General features: G+C 71.4%; 22 protein-coding genes and 1 riboswitch. Of the genes, 1 reads left to right on the top strand and 21 read right to left on the bottom strand.

From position 1 onward, the window contains the following. Positions 1 to 71: 71 nt before the first annotated feature. From thiD to ACIBSW_RS27970, 8 genes are all read right to left on the bottom strand, one after another. Entirely contained in the window at positions 72 to 830 is a 759-nt protein-coding gene (thiD, locus tag ACIBSW_RS28005) for a bifunctional hydroxymethylpyrimidine kinase/phosphomethylpyrimidine kinase (RefSeq protein WP_354724961.1), read from the bottom strand. Next, a complete protein-coding gene (locus ACIBSW_RS28000; protein ID WP_354724963.1) occupies positions 827 to 1,390 on the bottom strand; it encodes a thiamine phosphate synthase in 564 nt (187 codons plus the stop codon). The genes thiD and ACIBSW_RS28000 overlap by 4 nt, the downstream gene beginning before the upstream one ends. After that, positions 1,384 to 2,124, bottom strand: coding sequence for a thiazole synthase (locus ACIBSW_RS27995; RefSeq protein WP_354724965.1), 741 nt, complete (start codon positions 2,122 to 2,124; stop codon positions 1,384 to 1,386). The genes ACIBSW_RS28000 and ACIBSW_RS27995 overlap by 7 nt, the downstream gene beginning before the upstream one ends. Before the next feature lies 1 nt (position 2,125). Then, a complete protein-coding gene (gene thiS / locus ACIBSW_RS27990; protein ID WP_354724967.1) occupies positions 2,126 to 2,323 on the bottom strand; it encodes a sulfur carrier protein ThiS in 198 nt (65 codons plus the stop codon). Then, on the bottom strand, positions 2,320 to 3,351 hold the full coding sequence (gene thiO, locus ACIBSW_RS27985) for a glycine oxidase ThiO (protein WP_354724969.1): 1,032 nt from the start codon (positions 3,349 to 3,351) through the stop codon (positions 2,320 to 2,322). The genes thiS and thiO overlap by 4 nt, the downstream gene beginning before the upstream one ends. Continuing rightward, positions 3,348 to 3,992, bottom strand: coding sequence for a thiamine phosphate synthase (gene thiE / locus ACIBSW_RS27980; RefSeq protein WP_354724971.1), 645 nt, complete (start codon positions 3,990 to 3,992; stop codon positions 3,348 to 3,350). Before thiE ends, thiO begins: the two co-directional genes overlap by 4 nt. Further along, a riboswitch (TPP riboswitch) is annotated at positions 3,986 to 4,097 on the bottom strand. It overlaps the preceding gene by 7 nt. 164 nt (positions 4,098 to 4,261) lie before the next feature. Next, positions 4,262 to 5,917, bottom strand: a complete 1,656-nt coding sequence (locus ACIBSW_RS27975; protein WP_354724973.1) for an ATP-binding cassette domain-containing protein — start codon at positions 5,915 to 5,917, stop codon at positions 4,262 to 4,264. Between the two features lie 31 nt (positions 5,918 to 5,948). Next, a complete protein-coding gene (locus ACIBSW_RS27970; protein WP_354724975.1) occupies positions 5,949 to 6,563 on the bottom strand; it encodes a methyltransferase in 615 nt (204 codons plus the stop codon). Between the two features lie 106 nt (positions 6,564 to 6,669). On the opposite strand from ACIBSW_RS27970, the gene ACIBSW_RS27965 reads away from it, so the two are divergent. Further along, a complete protein-coding gene (locus tag ACIBSW_RS27965) occupies positions 6,670 to 7,638 on the top strand; it encodes a hypothetical protein (RefSeq protein WP_354724977.1) in 969 nt (322 codons plus the stop codon). A 3-nt stretch (positions 7,639 to 7,641) separates the two neighbouring features. On the opposite strand, the gene truA is transcribed toward ACIBSW_RS27965, so the two are convergent. From truA to secY, 13 genes are all read right to left on the bottom strand, one after another. Beyond that, positions 7,642 to 8,457 (bottom strand): tRNA pseudouridine(38-40) synthase TruA, encoded by an 816-nt coding sequence (truA, locus tag ACIBSW_RS27960; protein WP_354724979.1) that lies wholly within the window; start codon positions 8,455 to 8,457, stop codon positions 7,642 to 7,644. A gap of 99 nt (positions 8,458 to 8,556) precedes the next feature. Next, entirely contained in the window at positions 8,557 to 9,090 is a 534-nt protein-coding gene (gene rplQ / locus ACIBSW_RS27955) for a 50S ribosomal protein L17 (RefSeq protein ID WP_354724981.1), read from the bottom strand. A gap of 50 nt (positions 9,091 to 9,140) precedes the next feature. Further along, positions 9,141 to 10,163, bottom strand: a complete 1,023-nt coding sequence (locus ACIBSW_RS27950) for a DNA-directed RNA polymerase subunit alpha (RefSeq protein ID WP_130510652.1) — start codon at positions 10,161 to 10,163, stop codon at positions 9,141 to 9,143. Positions 10,164 to 10,260: 97 nt separating this feature from the next. Beyond that, complete coding sequence (rpsD, locus tag ACIBSW_RS27945; RefSeq protein ID WP_203776576.1) at positions 10,261 to 10,887, bottom strand: 30S ribosomal protein S4; 627 nt, start codon at positions 10,885 to 10,887, stop codon at positions 10,261 to 10,263. Positions 10,888 to 10,902: 15 nt separating this feature from the next. Continuing rightward, entirely contained in the window at positions 10,903 to 11,310 is a 408-nt protein-coding gene (gene rpsK, locus ACIBSW_RS27940; protein WP_015619020.1) for a 30S ribosomal protein S11, read from the bottom strand. A 17-nt stretch (positions 11,311 to 11,327) separates the two neighbouring features. Then, the gene (gene rpsM, locus ACIBSW_RS27935; RefSeq protein WP_071803339.1) at positions 11,328 to 11,708 is read right to left on the bottom strand and encodes a 30S ribosomal protein S13; all 381 of its coding nucleotides are present in this window, start codon (positions 11,706 to 11,708) and stop codon (positions 11,328 to 11,330) included. Positions 11,709 to 11,878: 170 nt separating this feature from the next. Continuing rightward, the gene (rpmJ, locus tag ACIBSW_RS27930; protein WP_088952025.1) at positions 11,879 to 11,992 is read right to left on the bottom strand and encodes a 50S ribosomal protein L36; all 114 of its coding nucleotides are present in this window, start codon (positions 11,990 to 11,992) and stop codon (positions 11,879 to 11,881) included. A 50-nt stretch (positions 11,993 to 12,042) separates the two neighbouring features. Next, positions 12,043 to 12,264 carry a translation initiation factor IF-1 gene (gene infA, locus ACIBSW_RS27925; RefSeq protein WP_007073013.1) on the bottom strand — a complete coding sequence of 74 codons (222 nt, stop codon included), beginning with the start codon at positions 12,262 to 12,264 and terminating at the stop codon, positions 12,043 to 12,045. Between the two features lie 241 nt (positions 12,265 to 12,505). After that, positions 12,506 to 13,066: a DUF1707 domain-containing protein gene (locus ACIBSW_RS27920; protein ID WP_404799484.1), complete on the bottom strand. Its 561-nt coding sequence runs from the start codon at positions 13,064 to 13,066 to the stop codon at positions 12,506 to 12,508. Between the two features lie 51 nt (positions 13,067 to 13,117). Beyond that, on the bottom strand, positions 13,118 to 13,540 hold the full coding sequence (locus ACIBSW_RS27915; RefSeq protein WP_354724988.1) for a DUF1707 domain-containing protein: 423 nt from the start codon (positions 13,538 to 13,540) through the stop codon (positions 13,118 to 13,120). A 4-nt stretch (positions 13,541 to 13,544) separates the two neighbouring features. Beyond that, positions 13,545 to 14,384 (bottom strand): type I methionyl aminopeptidase, encoded by an 840-nt coding sequence (gene map, locus ACIBSW_RS27910; RefSeq protein ID WP_354724990.1) that lies wholly within the window; start codon positions 14,382 to 14,384, stop codon positions 13,545 to 13,547. A gap of 1 nt (position 14,385) precedes the next feature. Next, positions 14,386 to 15,039 carry an adenylate kinase gene (locus tag ACIBSW_RS27905; protein WP_184997642.1) on the bottom strand — a complete coding sequence of 218 codons (654 nt, stop codon included), beginning with the start codon at positions 15,037 to 15,039 and terminating at the stop codon, positions 14,386 to 14,388. Positions 15,040 to 15,113: 74 nt separating this feature from the next. Beyond that, on the bottom strand, positions 15,114 to 16,460 hold the full coding sequence (gene secY, locus ACIBSW_RS27900) for a preprotein translocase subunit SecY (protein ID WP_354724992.1): 1,347 nt from the start codon (positions 16,458 to 16,460) through the stop codon (positions 15,114 to 15,116). Positions 16,461 to 16,587: the final 127 nt, after the last annotated feature.

Raw genomic sequence — 16,587 nt, 5'->3', positions numbered from 1 at the left:
TTTCCTCCCCAATCGTGACGAACAGGGCGGCGTGCGACCGCACGGGATCGCGCGATCGCCGGATCGACCCCTCAGACGAAGTGGTGCAGCGGTCCCGGCCCCCGGCCGAGCTTCCAGTTTTGGCCGCCGGCGAGCGCCCCGGCGACGTATTTCTTGGCGAAACGCACCGCGGCGACGACGTCGTCGCCCAGCGCCAGCCGGGCCGCTATCGCGGACGAGAACGTGCAGCCCGAGCCGTGATTGTTGGCGGTCGCGACGGGCTCGCCGGAGAGCACGACCGTGCGCCCGTCGTGGTGCAGCACGTCGACGGCCAGCTCGCTGCCGGTCACCACCACCGCCTCCGGCCCGCGGGCCGCGAGTTCGGCGGCCGCATCGGCCATCTCCTCGGCCGTGCCCACCTCCCGCCCGAGCAGGGCGCCGGCCTCGTGCCGGTTCGGCGTCAGGACCCGGGGGTACGGGATCAGCGGCTCGACGGCCGCGACGCCGGAGAGTCGGCTGCCGCTGGTGGCGACGAGCACCGGATCCACCACCAGCTCCGGCAGCTCGGCGGCGCGCGCGGCGAGCAGGGCCGCGACCTCGGGATCCCCGATCATGCCGACCTTGACGGCCGCGACGGTGAAGTCGTCGAGCACCGCGGTCAGCTGCGCGGCGACCACCTCGGCGGGCACGGAGTGGATCGCCGTGACGCCGAGCGTGTTCTGCGCGGTCACCGCGGTGAGCACCGAGACGCCGTAGACGCCCAGCGCCGCGAAGGTCTTCAGGTCGGCCTGGATGCCGGCGCCCGCACCGGAATCGGAGCCGGCGATGGTCAGCACCACGGTCGGCGTCATGCCTGCACCGCCGCCACAAATCCGGCGGTCACGGCCTCCGGATCGGCCGCCCGCATCACCGCGCCGAGCACCGCGACCCCGGCGGCGCCCGCCGCCATGCACTCGGCGACCCGCGCGGGCGAGTCGATCCCGCCGAGGGCCAGCCACGGCACGTCGCCGGCGAGCTCCGCGGCCCGCGCCGGGCCCAGCGCCGGGCCGTAGCTGGGCTTGGTTTCCGTCGGGTAGATCGGCGAGAGCGTCACATAGTCCTCCGTGGAGAGTCGCGGCTCGCCGTGGCAGGAGCGCCCGACGATCCCGGCATCCGGCGGCACGGGATCGGTCCGCGACAGGTGCACGGCGTCGCCGCCGAGCGGATCCGGGCCGGCGACCACCAGCCGGCCCGGCGGTACCACGGCCCGCAGGGCCGTCGCCAGCGCGCGCCTGGCCGCGTACGCCAGGTCCTTGTCGCGCAGGATGACCCACCCCGCGCCGCCGCGGACCGCGGCCGCGACCACCTCGACGAGCGGCCGCGCCGCGAGCCGGCGGTCCGTGAGCACGACGACGCCGGACGGGATCACCACTCCGGCCGCCCCTCGTCCGATGTGGACGCGAGCGCGTGGAAGCGCCGGGGAATCCGGCCGGCGCCGAAGGCCAGCCGCCCGGCCCGCACCGCGTGCCGCATCGCGGCGGCCATCCGCGCCGGGTCCTCGGCCCGGGTGATCGCGCTCGCGATGAGCACCGCGTCGCAGCCCAGCTCCATGGCCAGCGCCGCGTCCGAGGCGGTGCCGATGCCCGCGTCCAGGATCACCGGCACGTCGACGCTGTCCCGGATGAGCCGAATGTGGTGCGGGTTGGAGATGCCCAGCCCGGAGCCGATCGGCGCGCCCGCCGGCATCACCGCCGCGCACCCGGCGTCGGCGAGCCGACGGGCCAGGATCGGGTCGTCGCTGGTGTACGGCAGCACCTGGAACCCGTCCGCCACCAGGGTCTCCGCCGCACGCAGCAGCTCGACCCCGTCCGGCAGCAGGGTGCGCTCGTCGCCGATGACCTCGAGCTTCACCAGGTCGGTCTCGAAGGCCTCCCGGGCCAGGTGTGCGGCCTTCACCGCGTCGGCGGCCGTGTAGCAGCCGGCCGTGTTGGGCAGGATCCGCATGCCGAGCCGGTCCAGCATCGGCAGCAGCCCCGGTCCGGCGGCGTCCACCCGGCGCAGCGCGACGGTGACCATCTCGGTGCCCGAGGCGATGACGGCGGCCTCGAGCGCGGCCAGGCTCTCCGCGCCGCCGGTGCCCAGGATCAGCCGGGACTCGCCGAACATGTCAGCCACCCTGCGCCGCCGTGAGCACCTCGACGCGGTCGCCGTCGCGCAGCGGCGCGCCGGGCCACGCCGACCGCGGCACGACCTCGCCGTTGACGGCGACCGCGACCCCCCGGGTGGCCTCGGTCAGCTGCGCGACCAGCGCCGCGACGTCGGCTACTTCGACGTCGCGCGCGGCGCCGTTGACGATGACCCTCATGCGAACCTCCCCGGCGCGAACGCGTCCAGCAGCGGATCGGCCTTCCCGGTCGCCACCAGCTCGGCGATCAGGTCGGCGGTGACGGGCGCGAGCAGCACCCCGTTGCGGTGATGCCCGGCGGCGATGATCAGGCCGCCGGTGTGCGCGCCGAGCAGCGGCGCGTTGTCGGGGGTCGCCGGCCGGTGCCGCACCACGGTCTCGGTCAGCTCGCACTCGCCCAGCTCGGGTACCAGGTCGGTGGCGGCCCGCAACAGATCGAGGACCTGCCCGGCGGTCACCGTGCTGTCCTGACGCTCGTCCTGGGTGGCGCCGACGACGACCTCGCCGTCGGCGCGCGGCACGAGATAGACGTGCCGCCCGTCGGCCCAGCCGCTGACCACGTGCCGCAGCAGGCCGGGCTCGCCGCGCAGCCGCAGCACGAGCCCCTTCACCGGCCGCACCGGCAGCCCGGTCAGCGCGGCGGTCCCGGACCCGGCCGCGACCACCACCGGCACGCCCGCCGGCAGTTCGTCCACCCGGCGCCGGAGCACGGCGGGCCCGAGGACCGCGCGCAGCGCTGCGACGACCCGGCGCGGATCGACCTGCCGGTCGTCGGGCGCGTGCGCGCCGCCGCGCAGCCGCGGCGAGAGCGCCGGCTCCAGCTCGCGCAGCGCGCTCGGCCCGAGCGGGCTCAACCCGAGACCAAGCCCTCGCCGGTACGCCCAGAGCCGCTGCGCCGCGGCGACGTCGTCGGCGGTCAACGCGACGGTCAGCGTGCCCGTGCGGTCGTAGCCGACGTCGATGCCGGACGCCCGGCTCAGCTCCTCGGCGAACCCGGGCCACCGGCCCGCGGACTCGACCATGAGCTCGGTCAGCGCCTCCTGCCCGAAGCCCGCCTCGCCGGCCGGCGCCAGCATTCCCGCGGCGGCGTACCAGGCGCCGCCGTCCCCGCCGTCGTCGTGGACGGTCACCGCCAGCCCGCGCTGCGCACATCGCCAGGCGATGCAGAGCCCGATGATGCCGCCGCCGACGACCACGACCTCGCTCACTTGAGCACCTCCAGCAGCTCCGCCGCGGCCCGCCCGGGATCCGCCGCGTCCGCGATCGCGGCGACGACCGCGACCGCGGCGGCTCCCGCGGCCATCAGCGCGCCCGCGTTCGCGGCCGTCACGCCGCCGATCGCGACGATCGGGGTGTCCGGGACGGCGGCGGCGACGTCGCCGACGACGGCCGGGCCCAGCGGATCCGGCAGGCCGGACTTGGTCGCGGTCACGTACGCCGGCCCGACGCCCAGATAGGACGCGCCCGCGCGCCGTGCCGCCCGGGCGGCCGCCGCGTCGCGGCAGGTGGCGCCGAGCACGCCGGCGGGCCCGAGCACCCGGCGCGCCGCCGCGACGGGAAGGTCGGCGGCGCCGACGTGCCCGCCGTCCGCGCCGACCGCCAGCGCTACATGCAACCGGTCGTTGACCAGGCACATCACGCCGTGCGGCCGGCAGAGCTCCAGCACGGCGTCGGCCAGCTCGTACGTCTCCCGGTCGGTGGCGTCGTCCTCGACGCGGACCTGGACCGCCAGTCGCCCGGTCGCGCCGCGCCCGCGCGCCGCGGCGACCACGGCGGCGACGACGGCCAGCGGCGCACGCCCGCGCCGGGCGTCGGTGATGAGATGAAGGTGCGGGAAATCAGGGCCCACAACGCGCTCCTCCCTGCGCCGGCATGATCCGGATCAGGTTCGACGGTCGGGGGCAGCGACAGCCCCCCTCTCAGCCCGGTGCACCGGACTCCCGTGGGGTTGGTTCCGCGCAGACCGTAACCCCGCACCGGGCCGGCCGTAAAGCCCCCTCGTCGCTCCACAGTGGGTGTCCACACCACCTCGGAGAGCACGCACGCAGGCCTTTCGCCCGCGAAAATCAGGCATCAGGTCATCCATGATCAACATGGGTGACGCGCGTCACCGCCGGATCAGCGGACGTCCCAGACCGGTTCCGGGGTCTCCACGACCTCGCCGTCGCCCTGGAACAGCACGAAGCGATCGAAGCCCCGGGTGAACCAGCGGTCGTGCGTCACCGCGATCACCGTGCCCTCGAACGCCTGCAGCCCCTCCTCGAGCGCCTCCGCCGAGGCCAGGTCCAGGTTGTCCGTCGGCTCGTCGAGCAGCAGCACGGTCGCGCCGGAGAGCTCCAGCAGCAGCACCAGGAACCGCGCCTGCTGGCCGCCCGAGAGCGTGCCGAAGACCTGGTCGCCCTGCGCCGCGAGCTCGTAGCGGTTGAGCGCCTTCATCGCGCCGGCCCGGTCCGTGCCGCTGCGGTGGTCGTCGCCGCGCCACAGAATCTCGACCAGGGTGCGTTTCAGCAGCTCCGGGCGGTCATGCGTCTGCGAGAAGTGGCCGGGCCGGACGCGGGCGCCGAGCCGCGCCACGCCGCTGTGCGCCACGTGCGCCAGCGGCGCGCCGTCGACCGGCTTGTTGTCCACATCGGGCGCGGTGCCGCCGGCGGCCAGCAGCCGCAGGAAGTGGCTCTTGCCGGTGCCGTTCGCGCCGAGCACCGCTACCCGGTCGCCGTACCAGATCTCCAGGTCGAACGGGAACGTCAGGTTCTCCAGCTCCAGGCCCGTGCACATCACCGCGCGCTTGCCGGTACGCCCGCCGCGCAGGTTCATCCGCAGCGACTGCTCCTTGGGCGGCAGCGGCGGCGGCCCGGCCTCCTCGAACTTGCGCAGGCGGGTCTGCGCCGCCTGATAACGCGAGGCCAGCCCGTCGTTGTACGCCGCCTTGTTCTTCAGCGTGAACACCAGCTCGCGGAGCTTCTCGTGCTCCTCGTCCCAGCGCCGGCGCAGCTCGAGCAGGCGTTCGTGGCGATCCGAGCGGGCCTCGTGCCACGACGCGAAGCCGCCCGGGTGCGTCCACGCGCCGCCGCCCTCGACGGCGACGACCCGATCCGCGGTCTGCGCCAGCAGCTCCCGGTCGTGCGACACGTAGAGCACCGACTTCGGCGACTCCCGCAGCCGGGCCTCCAGCCAGCGCTTGCCCGGCACGTCCAGGAAGTTGTCCGGCTCGTCGAGCAGCAGCACCTCGTCGCCGCCGCGCAGCAGCAGGTCGAGGGCGAACCGCTTCTGCTGGCCGCCGGAGAGCGTGCGCACCCCGCGGTGCCGGACCTCGTCCCACGGCTTGCCGAGAATGGACACGGCCACGACGTCGAAGAGCACCTCGGCGTCGTAACCGCCGGCCTCGCCCCAGCCGGCGATCGCGTTGGCGTACCCGAGCTGCGCCTTCTCCGCGTCGGGGCTCGCATCCAGCGCGGCCTGCGCGGCCGCGAGCGCACCGCCGGCCGCGCGCAGCGGCGGCGCGACCAGGGACAAAGCCAGATCCTCGAGGGTACGGTCATCGCCGATCATGCCGATGAACTGCCGCATGACCCCGAGCCCGCCCGCGCGGGCGATGCTGCCGACCGGCGTGGGCGTGTCCCCGGCGACCATCCGCAGCAGGGTGGTCTTGCCGGCGCCGTTCGGGCCGACCAGCGCCACCTTCGCGCCCTCGCCGACCCGGAACGACACGTCGGAGAAGAGCTCGCGGCCGTCCGGCAGCACGAATCCGACGCCTGAGACGTCTACATAACCCACGCGAGCATCCTCCCCGACAACCGTCGGCGGGTCAGCCGGTTTTCCGGCTCACGCGCAGCACCCGGAAACCCCGCTGGCTCGCCGTACGCGCCACGTCCCAGCCCAGCGACGTGAGCCAGGCGTGCAGCGAGTCACCGCCCAGGTTCCGGTTGATCACGACCCAGGCGACGCCGGCGGGCTTCAGCCGGGGCAGCCACCGCTCCAGCAGGGCGTGCAGCTCGGCCTTGCCGACATGGGTCGGCGGGTTGCTCCAGATCTCGTCGAACCCCACGTCACCGGGCACGTCGTCCGGGGACGCCACCTTCACTCGACCGACGAGGCCCAGCGCGGCCGCGTTCGCCGCGGTCAGGTCGCGGGCCCGGGCGTTGACGTCGATCGCCCACACGGTCGCCGCCGGCGCCTCGGTGGCGAGCACGCACGCGATCGGGCCGTAGCCACACCCGAGGTCGAGGAAGGTGCCGCCGGCGGCGGCCGTCGGCAGGTCCGCCTTGCGCAGCAGTACGGCGGTGCCGGGGTCGAGCCGCCCGGCGGAGAACACACCCGCCGCGACAGTGAGGGCATAGGCCCGCCCGGCGGCGGTGAACTCGATGCGGCTCCGATTGTCGGGCGCGGCGGGTTCGGCGCTGAAGTAATGGTCGGCGGTCACGACGCCCATCCTCCCTCAACCGCTCGACCGCAACGACGGGAGGCCGCCGGGGGTGCCGCACAGCCTGTGCGTCCATCGATCACGGTGCGCTCCTACCGTGACCTGCATGCCTGGCGACCCGCACCCCCGCTCCGCACATCGCGCGAACCCGGAGGGCGGACTCGCTCTTCTGACGCGACAGGCGCTGGCCGGACCGGCCCTCGCCCGCCAGGTGCTCGCTCGGCAGGGCCTGACCCGACAGGCCCCGCCGCAGCACCGGCAGACCCGCGCCGCGCACGCCCGATCCGCGCACTCGCACGCCGCCCGGCCGCAGCGGCCGCGGCGCGGGCCCTGGCCCGGGCCGTGGCGCGGGCCCTGGCGCACGCCCCGCGCACCGCAGCAGGCGCAGCAGGCGCAGCGGGCGCTGCAGACGCTGATGAGCGGAATGGGCGCCGTGATCATCGTGTCGATCATCGGGCTGAGCGCGTTCTTCATCGTCGCCGACGAGCGGCGCGGACGCGGTGACTCCGCGGCCCCGCCGGCGGTCTCCTCGGCGGCCATCGCCTCGCGCGAGGTGGACGCCGAGCCGCTGAGCCAGCGCGAGGTGTTCCCGCAGCCGGAGATCCGCCTGGTCTCGGGCGCGACCCCGTACCAGATCACGATGACCCACATCGACACCGACTGCCACATCGCCACGACCGGCGAGCTGGGCGCCCTGCTCGCCGAACACGGCTGCGACCAGGTGGTCCGGGCGGGCCTGATCGCGCCGTTCGGCGGCTACCAGGTCACCGTCGGCGTCTTCAACCTCGCCGAGGAGGCCGGTGCGGCGCAGGTCTCCGCGGACGCCGCCGCGCTGGTCGAGACCGGCCGGGGCAGCTTCGCCGCGATGGGCGGGCTCGGCAGCGATCCGCTCGCGGAGCCGCTGGCCCAGGTCGGCTGGCAGCACCGCGGGCACTTCCTGCTCTACTGCGTGATCGCCCGACCGGACGGCAGCCTCGTCCAGGACGACGACCCGTACGCGGAACGGATCACCGCAGACCTGATCGGGCACTACCTGGACGAGACGATCATCAGCAACCGGGCCGGGCAGCCTTAGGACCTAGGCGCGCAGGCGGCGGGTGGCCTCGGCCCGGTCCGCGTACTCCGACTCCGCCGGGTAGCCGACCGCAATCAGCGTCAGGCCGTGCGCGGGCGCGACGGTCACCTCGCTCGACCGCTCCCGCAAGGTCAGCAGCTTCGCCGGCCAGGCCGCGTCCCGCCGGCCGTCGCCGACGGTCAGCATGGCGCCGACCAGGCTGCGCACCATGGCCTGGCAGAACGCGTCGGCCTGCACGGTGGCGACGGCGACACCGTCCGGCTCCCGCCGCCAGTCGAGCCGGGTGATGGCCCGCACGGTGGTGGCGTGCTCCTTGCGCTTGCAGAACGCGGCGAAGTCGTGCAGCCCGACCAGCCCCGCCGCGGCCTCCCGCAGCCGGCCGAGATCCAGCGGCCGTACCCACCAGAGCGTGTCGTAGCGGCGCAGCGGCTCGGGCCCGGAGACGGTGTCGGCGACCCGGTACTCGTAGCGCCGGAAGGTGGCGGAGAACCGGGCGTCGAAGGTGGACGGTACCGGCGTCACGGCACGCACCCGGGCGTCCGGGGGCATGAGCGCGGCCAGCCGCCGCAGCAGCGAGCCCTCCAGTGTCGACCAGGCGGCCGTCGGCAGGTCGATGTGGCAGACCTGGCCGGTGGCGTGCACCCCGGCGTCGGTGCGGCCGGCCACGGTCAGGCCCAGCGGGACGTCGGGGCCGACGAGCCGCTCGAGCGCCGCGACGAGCACCCCGGCGACGGTGCGCCGCGCCGGCTGCGCGGCCCAGCCCGAGAACTCCCGGCCGTCGTAGGAGACGTCCAGGCGCAGTCGCGTTGTTTCGTCCATGTCGACCTGTTACCCCGCAAAGTTCGTGGACTGGGTAGCCGTACAAGAAGGAAGGCCCGGCACCCACCAGGGTGCCGGGCCTCACAACCTTGCGAAGGATCAGGCCTTGGCGTCGGTGTCGTCGCCCTCGGCCTTGTCGGCCGCTGCCTCGGTGCCCTGGTCGCCGGCGTCGGACGCGGGGGTCTCGTCCTCGCGGGCGAGGGCCTCGACCTTGTCCTGCTGCGCGGCGGCCTTGCGGGCCGCCTTCTTGGCCGGCGCCGTGGTGGCCGCGACCTCGAGCTCCTCGACCAGCTCGATGACGGCCATCGGAGCGGCGTCACCCTTGCGCGGACCGGTCTTGGTGATCCGGGTGTAGCCACCCGGACGGTTGCCGTAACGCGGCGCGATCTGCTCGAACAGCGCGTACACGACGTCCTTGTCCTTGACCACGGTCAGCACCCGGCGACGGGAGTGCAGGTCACCGCGCTTGGCCTTGGTGATCAGCTGCTCCGCCAGGGGGCGCAGGCGCTTGGCCTTGGTCTCGGTGGTCTTGATCTTCCCGTGCCGGAAGAGCTCCGTGGCCAGGTTGGCCAGCAGCAACTTCTCGTGCGCCGGGCTGCCGCCGAGGCGGGGACCCTTGGTGGGCGTGGGCATTTCTGATGCTCCTTCAGGAATTTACCGGGCAGTGCGGCGCGGCCGCGCTGTTACAGCTGCTCGGTCTCGCGGTAGTCGTCGGTGTCGTAGTCCACGTCGCCGAACGAGTCGACCACGTGCGCCGGGTCGAAGGACGGTGCGCTGTCCTTCAGGCCCAGGCCCATTCCGGCGAGCTTCATCTTGACCTCGTCGATCGACTTCTGACCGAAATTCCTTATATCCAGAAGGTCGGCCTCCGTCCGCCCGATCAGCTCACCGACGGTGTTGATGCCCTCGCGCTTGAGGCAGTTGTACGACCGGACGGTGAGGTCCAGCTCCTCGATCGGCAGGGCCAGGTCGGCGGCCAGCTGAGCGTCCTGCGGGGACGGCCCGATGTCGATGCCCTCGGCGGTCTCGTCCAGCTCGCGGCAGAGGCCGAACAGCTCGACGAGGGTCGAGCCGGCCGACGCCAGCGCGGTACGGGGCGAGATCGACGCCTTCGACTCGACGTCGATGATCAGACGGTCGAAGTCGGTGCGCTGCTCGACACGGGTCGCCTCGACGCGGTAGGTCACCTTCATGACCGGCGAGTAGATCGAGTCGACCGGGATGCGGCCGATCTCGGCGCCGGCGTTCTTGTTCTGCGCGGCCGTGACGTAGCCACGACCCCGCTCGACGGTGAGCTCCATGTCGAGCCGGCCCTTGCTGTTGAGCGTGGCCAGCTTCAGGTCGGGGTTGTGCACGGAGACGCCGGCCGGGGGCTGGATGTCACCCGCGGTGACGTCGCCCGGGCCCTGCTTGCGCAGGTACATGCTGACGGGCTCGTCGTGCTCGGAGCTGACGGTCAGCTCCTTGACGTTCATGACGAGCTCGACCACGTCCTCCTTGACACCGGGGATGGTGGTGAACTCGTGCAGCACGCCGTCGATCTTGATGCTGGTGACCGCCGCGCCCGGGATGGACGACAGCAGGGTCCGCCGCAGCGAGTTGCCGAGGGTGTAGCCGAAGCCCGGCTCCAGGGGCTCGATGGTGAACCGGGAGCGGGTTTCGCTGAGCGACTCTTCCGAGAGGCTCGGGCGCTGACTGATGAGCACGCGATTCTTCTTTCGTTCGGGGCATCCGCTATATGACGCCCGTCCTGTGGTGGTGCGGTTCCGGCGCCCGCCAGTGGTGGACGCCGGAACCTGAGCGCTACTTGGAGTAGAGCTCCACGATCAGCTGCTCCTGGACCTGCGTGTCGATGACCTGGCGGGCCGGGAGCGAGTGGATCAGGATCTTCATCTCGCTCGGGATCGGCTCGAGCCACGCCGGCACCGGGCGGGAACCCGCCTGGGCCTGCGCGACCACGAACGGCGTCATCTCGCGCGACTTCTCGCGAACCTGGACGATGTCGTGGTCCTTCACCCGGTACGACGGGATGTCGACCTTGACGCCGTTGACCAGCAGGTGGCCGTGCTTGACCAGCTGGCGGGCCATGTCGCGGGACGCGGCGTAGCCGGCCCGGTAGACCACGTTGTCGAGACGCGACTCGAGGATCTGCAGCAGCACCTCACCGGTCTTGCCGGGCTTGGTGACGGCCTCCTCGTAGTAACCGCGGAACTGCTTCTCGAGCACGCCGTAGGTGCGGCGGGCCTTCTGCTTCTCGCGGTGCTGGAGCAGGTACTCGGTCTCCTTGGTCCGACCGCGGCCGTGCTGGCCGGGCGGGAAGGGACGCGACTCGAACGGGCACTTGGGCCCGTCGCACTTGCTGCCCTTGAGGAACAGCTTCATCTTCTCGCGGCGGCAGCGCTTGCAGTCCGCCCCTGTGTAACGAGCCATGCTTCGATCTCTCCCTTAGACCCGGCGACGCTTCGGCGGACGGCAACCGTTGTGCGGCTGGGGCGTGACGTCGGAGATCTGGCCGACCTCGAGGCCCGCGGCCTGCAGCGAACGGATGGCGGTCTCCCGGCCGGAACCGGGGCCCTTGACGAACACGTCGACCTTGCGCATGCCGTGCTCCATGGCCCGGCGCGCGGCGGCCTCGGCGGCCAGCTGCGCGGCGAACGGAGTCGACTTGCGGGAGCCCTTGAAGCCCACCTGGCCGGAAGAGGCCCAGGAGATGACAGCACCGGTCGGGTCGGTGATCGACACGATGGTGTTGTTGAACGTGCTCTTGATGTGCGCCTGCCCGTGGGCGACGTTCTTGCGTTCCTTGCGCCGGACCTTCTTGACTGGGGCCCCAGCGCGTGCCTTCGGTGGCATAAGTCAGTGCGCTCCTATTACTTCCGACCGGGCTTCTTCTTGCCAGCGACCGTGCGCTTCGGACCCTTGCGGGTACGAGCGTTGGTCCGGGTCCGCTGTCCGCGGACGGGGAGACCCCGGCGGTGGCGGATGCCGGCGTAGCAGCCGATCTCAACCTTGCGGCGGATGTCGGCGGCGACCTCGCGGCGCAGGTCGCCTTCAACCTTGAAATTGGCCTCGATGTAGTCGCGGAGCTGTACCAGCTCCTCGTCCGTGAGGTCCTTGGCGCGCTTGTTCAGGTCAATGCCGGTCGCGGTGAGCGCCTCAACGGCGCGGGTCCGACCGACCCCGAAGATGTAGGTGAGCGCGATCTCCATCCGCTTCTCGCGGGGAAGATCGACGCCGACGAGTCTAGCCATTGGTGGGCTTACTCCTCAGGTGTCTCACGGAGGTCTGTGCCCGACCCACCCCGTCTGCCCCGACGGGCCCCGGCCTCCGACCGGGGGTGAAACCGCGCGCATCGACGTGTCGACTCCGCGGCTGGGACGAGCTTGTTCTGTGTAACGGATCTGTACAGCGTCGGGCTGGATCAGCCCTGGCGCTGCTTGTGGCGCGGGTCGCTGCAGATGACCATGACCCGGCCGTGCCGGCGGATGACCCGGCACTTCTGGCAGATCCGCTTGACGCTCGGCTTGACCTTCACGGTTGTGCCTTAACTCTCGTCAGACGGGACTGGATAAGCCCCCGCGACCCTTACTTGTAACGGTAGACAATTCGCCCACGGGTGAGGTCGTACGGCGAAAGCTCGACGACGACTCGATCCTCGGGGAGGATGCGGATGTAGTGCTGCCGCATCTTGCCGCTGATGTGAGCCAGCACCTTGTGACCATTCGCAAGCTCCACACGGAACATGGCGTTCGGCAGGGGCTCGATCACTCGGCCTTCGATCTCGATGGCTCCGTCTTTCTTTGGCATGTCCTCCGCTACCTGACATCGGGTTCTGGGGCAGGCTTGCAACGCTCATTCCGGAGTCGAGGGATCGATCCGGAACCAGCCGCGGCTCTCCCGCCACCGAAGCGCTGGTGGACATGGAAGAGTGGACGCTGCGCGCCAGCTAGCCAGTGTACGCGCGCCCGTGCATCGACACCAAACCGAGGTCCCCGTAACCCGAGGTCGGGTGTGTCGACGATGATCGTATCCGGACAAACAGGCTTATTTAGCCTGACTCTTTGTCCCTTTTCGCCGTGGGAAAGTGTAGTTCGCCCTCGGTGGCGCCGTCGGCCTCCAAGGCCTTGCGCTCCCGCTTCAGCTGCTTCGCCCGCTCCTTGCGGGCCCGCTTCTCGGCCTGCTTGCGCGGCTCGCCGTTGGCGATGCCGCCCAGCGTGACGAAGACCAGGACGGCGCCCCAGGGTCCGGCGACCCAGACGGGCCAGAAGTAGTCCGGCGCGCCCGAGCCGAGCCAGGAGATGAGCCAGATCACCGTGCAGATGCCGGCGACCGTCGCCCAGCTGCCCCACACCTCGAGCACCCAGCGCCGGGTCAGCTCGGCGTTCGTGCCGATCACCGCCGGCGCGCTCGCCGGGGCCGCGGCGCCGGGCAGCGCGATTGTGTGGGCCGACGGCAGGTCGTCGAGCAGCGGGTGCAGGTCGCCGTAGGTCTTGGCCGCGTAGGCCCGCTGCAGCCGCTCGTCGTACTCGTGCAGGTCCAGCCGGCCCTCTTCCAGCGCGACCTTCAACTGGTCGGCGACGGCCTGCCGATCGGCGTCGGCCGCTCGCATCTCGTCCCGCCCCATGCCCTCCAGCATGCCAGCAGCGGGCCAGAAAGCGCGCTACCGATTCCGGTTGGCGAACCGGCCGATCAATCCGAACAGGAGCGGAATCAGCATCCAACCCGGCCAGAAGTAGACGAACTCGCCGGAGCCGAGGCAGGACAGCGCCCAGATGACCACGCAGACCAGCACCACGCCGCCGTACGACGCCAGGAACGGCCGTCCGCCTGCCTTGCGGGCCGGTTCCACCCCGGGCGCCGCGGGCTGCTGACGGGGCTCCAGCCGGGAGCGCTGCGCCGGGATCACCCCGGGCAGGTCCGCCACGAGGCCGTCGAGGTCCCCATAGGTCTTCGCCGCGTACGCCCGCTGCAGCCGCTCGTCGTACTCGTGCAGGTCCAGCCGGCCCTCGTCCAGCGCCACCTTCAACTGGTCGGCGACGGCCTGCCGCTCGCCGTCCCCCGCCCGCATCTCCGCCTGGCCCATGCGGCTACTCCCCCGGCTGGCGGGCGGTGACCAGGTCACCGAGGCGTGCGCGGCCGCCGTCCGGCGCGGTGGTGACCCACACGCCGTCGTCGAGCAGGGCCATCGTGTGCTCCACGTGCGCCGCCATCGAGCCGTCGCGGGTGACCACGGTCCAGCCGTCGTCGAGCTCGGCGGTGCGCGGCGAGCCCAGGGTGATCATCGGCTCGATCGCCAGGCACAGGCCGGGCACCAGGCGCGGGCCCTTGCCGGGCTTGCCGTGGTTGAGCACGTGCGGGTCCTGGTGCATCTCGGTGCCGATGCCGTGGCCGCCGTAACCGTCGACGATGCCGAAGCGGCCGGCCTTGCGGACGGCCTTCTCGATGTTGAACGAGATGTCGGTGAGCCGGCCCCGGCCGTTGGCCGCGCCGCGGGCCGCGGCGGCGATGCCGGCCCACATGGCGTCCTCGGCGACCTCGGCCAACCGCAGCAGCGCCGGGTCGGTCTCGCCGACCCCGACCGTGATCGCCGAGTCGCCGTGCCAGCCGTCCAGGATGGCGCCGCAGTCGAGCGACACCAGGTCGCCCTCCTTGAGGATGTGCCCGGCGCTCGGGATGCCGTGCACGACCTGCTCGTTGACCGAGGCGCAGATCGAGGCCGGGAAGCCGTGGTAGCCCTTGAACGACGGGGTCGCGCCCGCGTCCCGGATGACCTTCTCCGCGATCGCGTCGAGGTCGCCCGTCGACACGCCCGGCGCCACCGCGTCCCGCATCGCGTCGAGCGCGGCGGCGACCACCAGGCCGGCTCCCCGCATGAGCTCGATCTGCTCCGGGGTCTTCAGCTGGATGTCCAGCTGCTGACGGCGCATCTCAGCCCCCGTACGACCGCAGGGCGTCGATGGCGCGCACCGTGACGTCCTCGACCGGCCCCGTCGCGTCGATGCCGACGAGCTTGCCCTGTGCCCCGTAGAAGTCGACCAGCGGGGCGGTCTTGTCCGCGTACTCGACGAGGCGGTTGGCGATGGTCTCCGCCTTGTCGTCGTCGCGCTGGAACAGCTCGGAGCCACACCTGTCGCAGATGTTCTCCTTGCTGGTCGGGTCGAACTCGACGTGCCAGATCTTGCCGCAGCCGCGACAGGTCCGGCGGCCCGAGAGCCGCCGGATCACTTCGTCGTCGTCGACCACGAGCTCCATCACCAGATCGAGCGCGGTGCCCAGGTCCGCGAGCAGCTTGTCGAGCGCCGACGCCTGCGGGACGGTTCTCGGGAAACCGTCCAGCAGGAAGCCGTCGCCGGCGTCGGGCTCGGCGAGCCGGTCGCGGACCATGTTGATGGTGACCTCGTCCGGGACGAGGTTGCCCGCGTCCATGTACCGCTTGGCCTCGACGCCGAGCGGCGTACCCTGCGACACGTTGGCCCGGAAGATGTCACCGGTCGAGATCTTCGGTACGGCGAGATGGGCAGCGATGAACTCAGCCTGGGTCCCCTTGCCGGCCCCCGGAGGGCCCACCAGTACCAGCCGCACCTACATCGCCTCGCTTCGGTGAGAACGAGCCTCGCAAACCACAGACGCAAGAGCCCCCCGGCTCCGCGCCCCCACTACCGGAGGAACCCTTCGTAGTTGCGCTGCATCAGCTGGCTCTCGATCTGCTTCACCGTCTCCAGGCCGACACCCACCATGATCAGCACCGCGGTACCACCGAACGGGAAGTTCTGGTACTGGGCATTGTTCAGCCAGATGAAGAAGAAGTTCGGCAGAACCGAGATCAGGCCGAGGTAGAGCGCGCCCGGCAGCGTGATCCTGCTGAGGATGAAGTCCAGGTAGTCGGCGGTCGGCTTGCCGGGACGGATGCCCGGGACGAATCCACCGTACTTCTTCATGTTCTCCGCGACCTCGGTCGGGTTGAACGTGATCGAGACGTAGAAGTACGTGAAGAAGATGATCAGCAGGAAGTACGTGGTGATGTAGATCCAGTTACTGGGGTTGGCCAGGTTGTTCTGGATCCACTGCTGGTAGCCCTTGAGGTTGTTCGGGTCGAAGAACTGCAGGTACAGCTGCGGCAGGTAGAGCAGCGAGGACGCGAAGATCACCGGCACGACGCCGGCCTGGTTGACCTTGAGCGGGATGTACGTCGAGGTGCCGCCGTACATGCGCCGGCCGATCATGCGCTTCGCGTACTGCACCGGGATGCGGCGCTGCGCCTGCTCGATGAAGACCACCGCGCAGATGACGACCAGCACGAGCGCGATCACCAGCAGGAACTTGGCCGTGCCGCTGGTCTCCTTGATCGTCCAGCCCTCGCCGGGGAGGCGCGCGGAGATCGAGGTGAAGATGAGGACCGACATGCCGTTGCCGACGCCGCGGTCGGTGATGAGCTCACCGAGCCACATGACGACGCCCGTACCGGCCGTCATCGTGACCACCAGCATGACCAGGGTCAGCCACATCGGGACGCCGGTGTTCTCCGGCACGATCTGGAACTGCGCCTGGTCCTGCGGGCAGGCGTTGGCGAAGAGCTGGCCGGAGCGGGCCAGGGCGACGAACGCCGAGGACTGCAGGATCGCGAGGCCCAGGGTCAGGTAGCGGGTGTACTGCGTGATCTTCGCCTGGCCGGACTGGCCCTCCTTGCGGAGCTGCTCGAGGCGCGGAATCACCACGGTGAGCAGCTGCAGGATGATCGATGCCGTGATGTACGGCATGATGCCGAGCGCGAAGACCGACAGCTGCAGCAGCGCGCCGCCGGAGAAGAGGTTCAGGAGGTTCAGCACCCCGCCACCGGCGTTGGTGCTGTTCACCACGTCCAGACAGTTCTGAACGTTGGTGTAGGACACGCCTGGGCTGGGCAGGGTAGCGCCGAGCCGGTAGACCGCGATGATCGCTACTGTGAACAGCAACTTCTTGCGCAGGTCAGGCGTCCGGAACGCACTGGAAAAGGCGGAGAGCAACTTCTTCCTCCTGCGCGAGGTGGCCGCGTGTAAATCGGCGGATGGGGGGAGGCATCGGTCCGGACGACCGATATCCCTAGCTGGGAACGGACTTTAACAGTCTGACGTGCCTGTTGTGAGGCACGGT

This window comes from Actinoplanes sp. NPDC049668, assembly GCF_044465445.1.
In the GTDB taxonomy this organism is placed as follows: Bacteria; Actinomycetota; Actinomycetes; order Mycobacteriales; family Micromonosporaceae; genus Actinoplanes.
The sequence above is the reverse complement of the archived record's forward strand: the minus strand, read 5'-3'. Positions and strand labels throughout refer to the sequence as shown.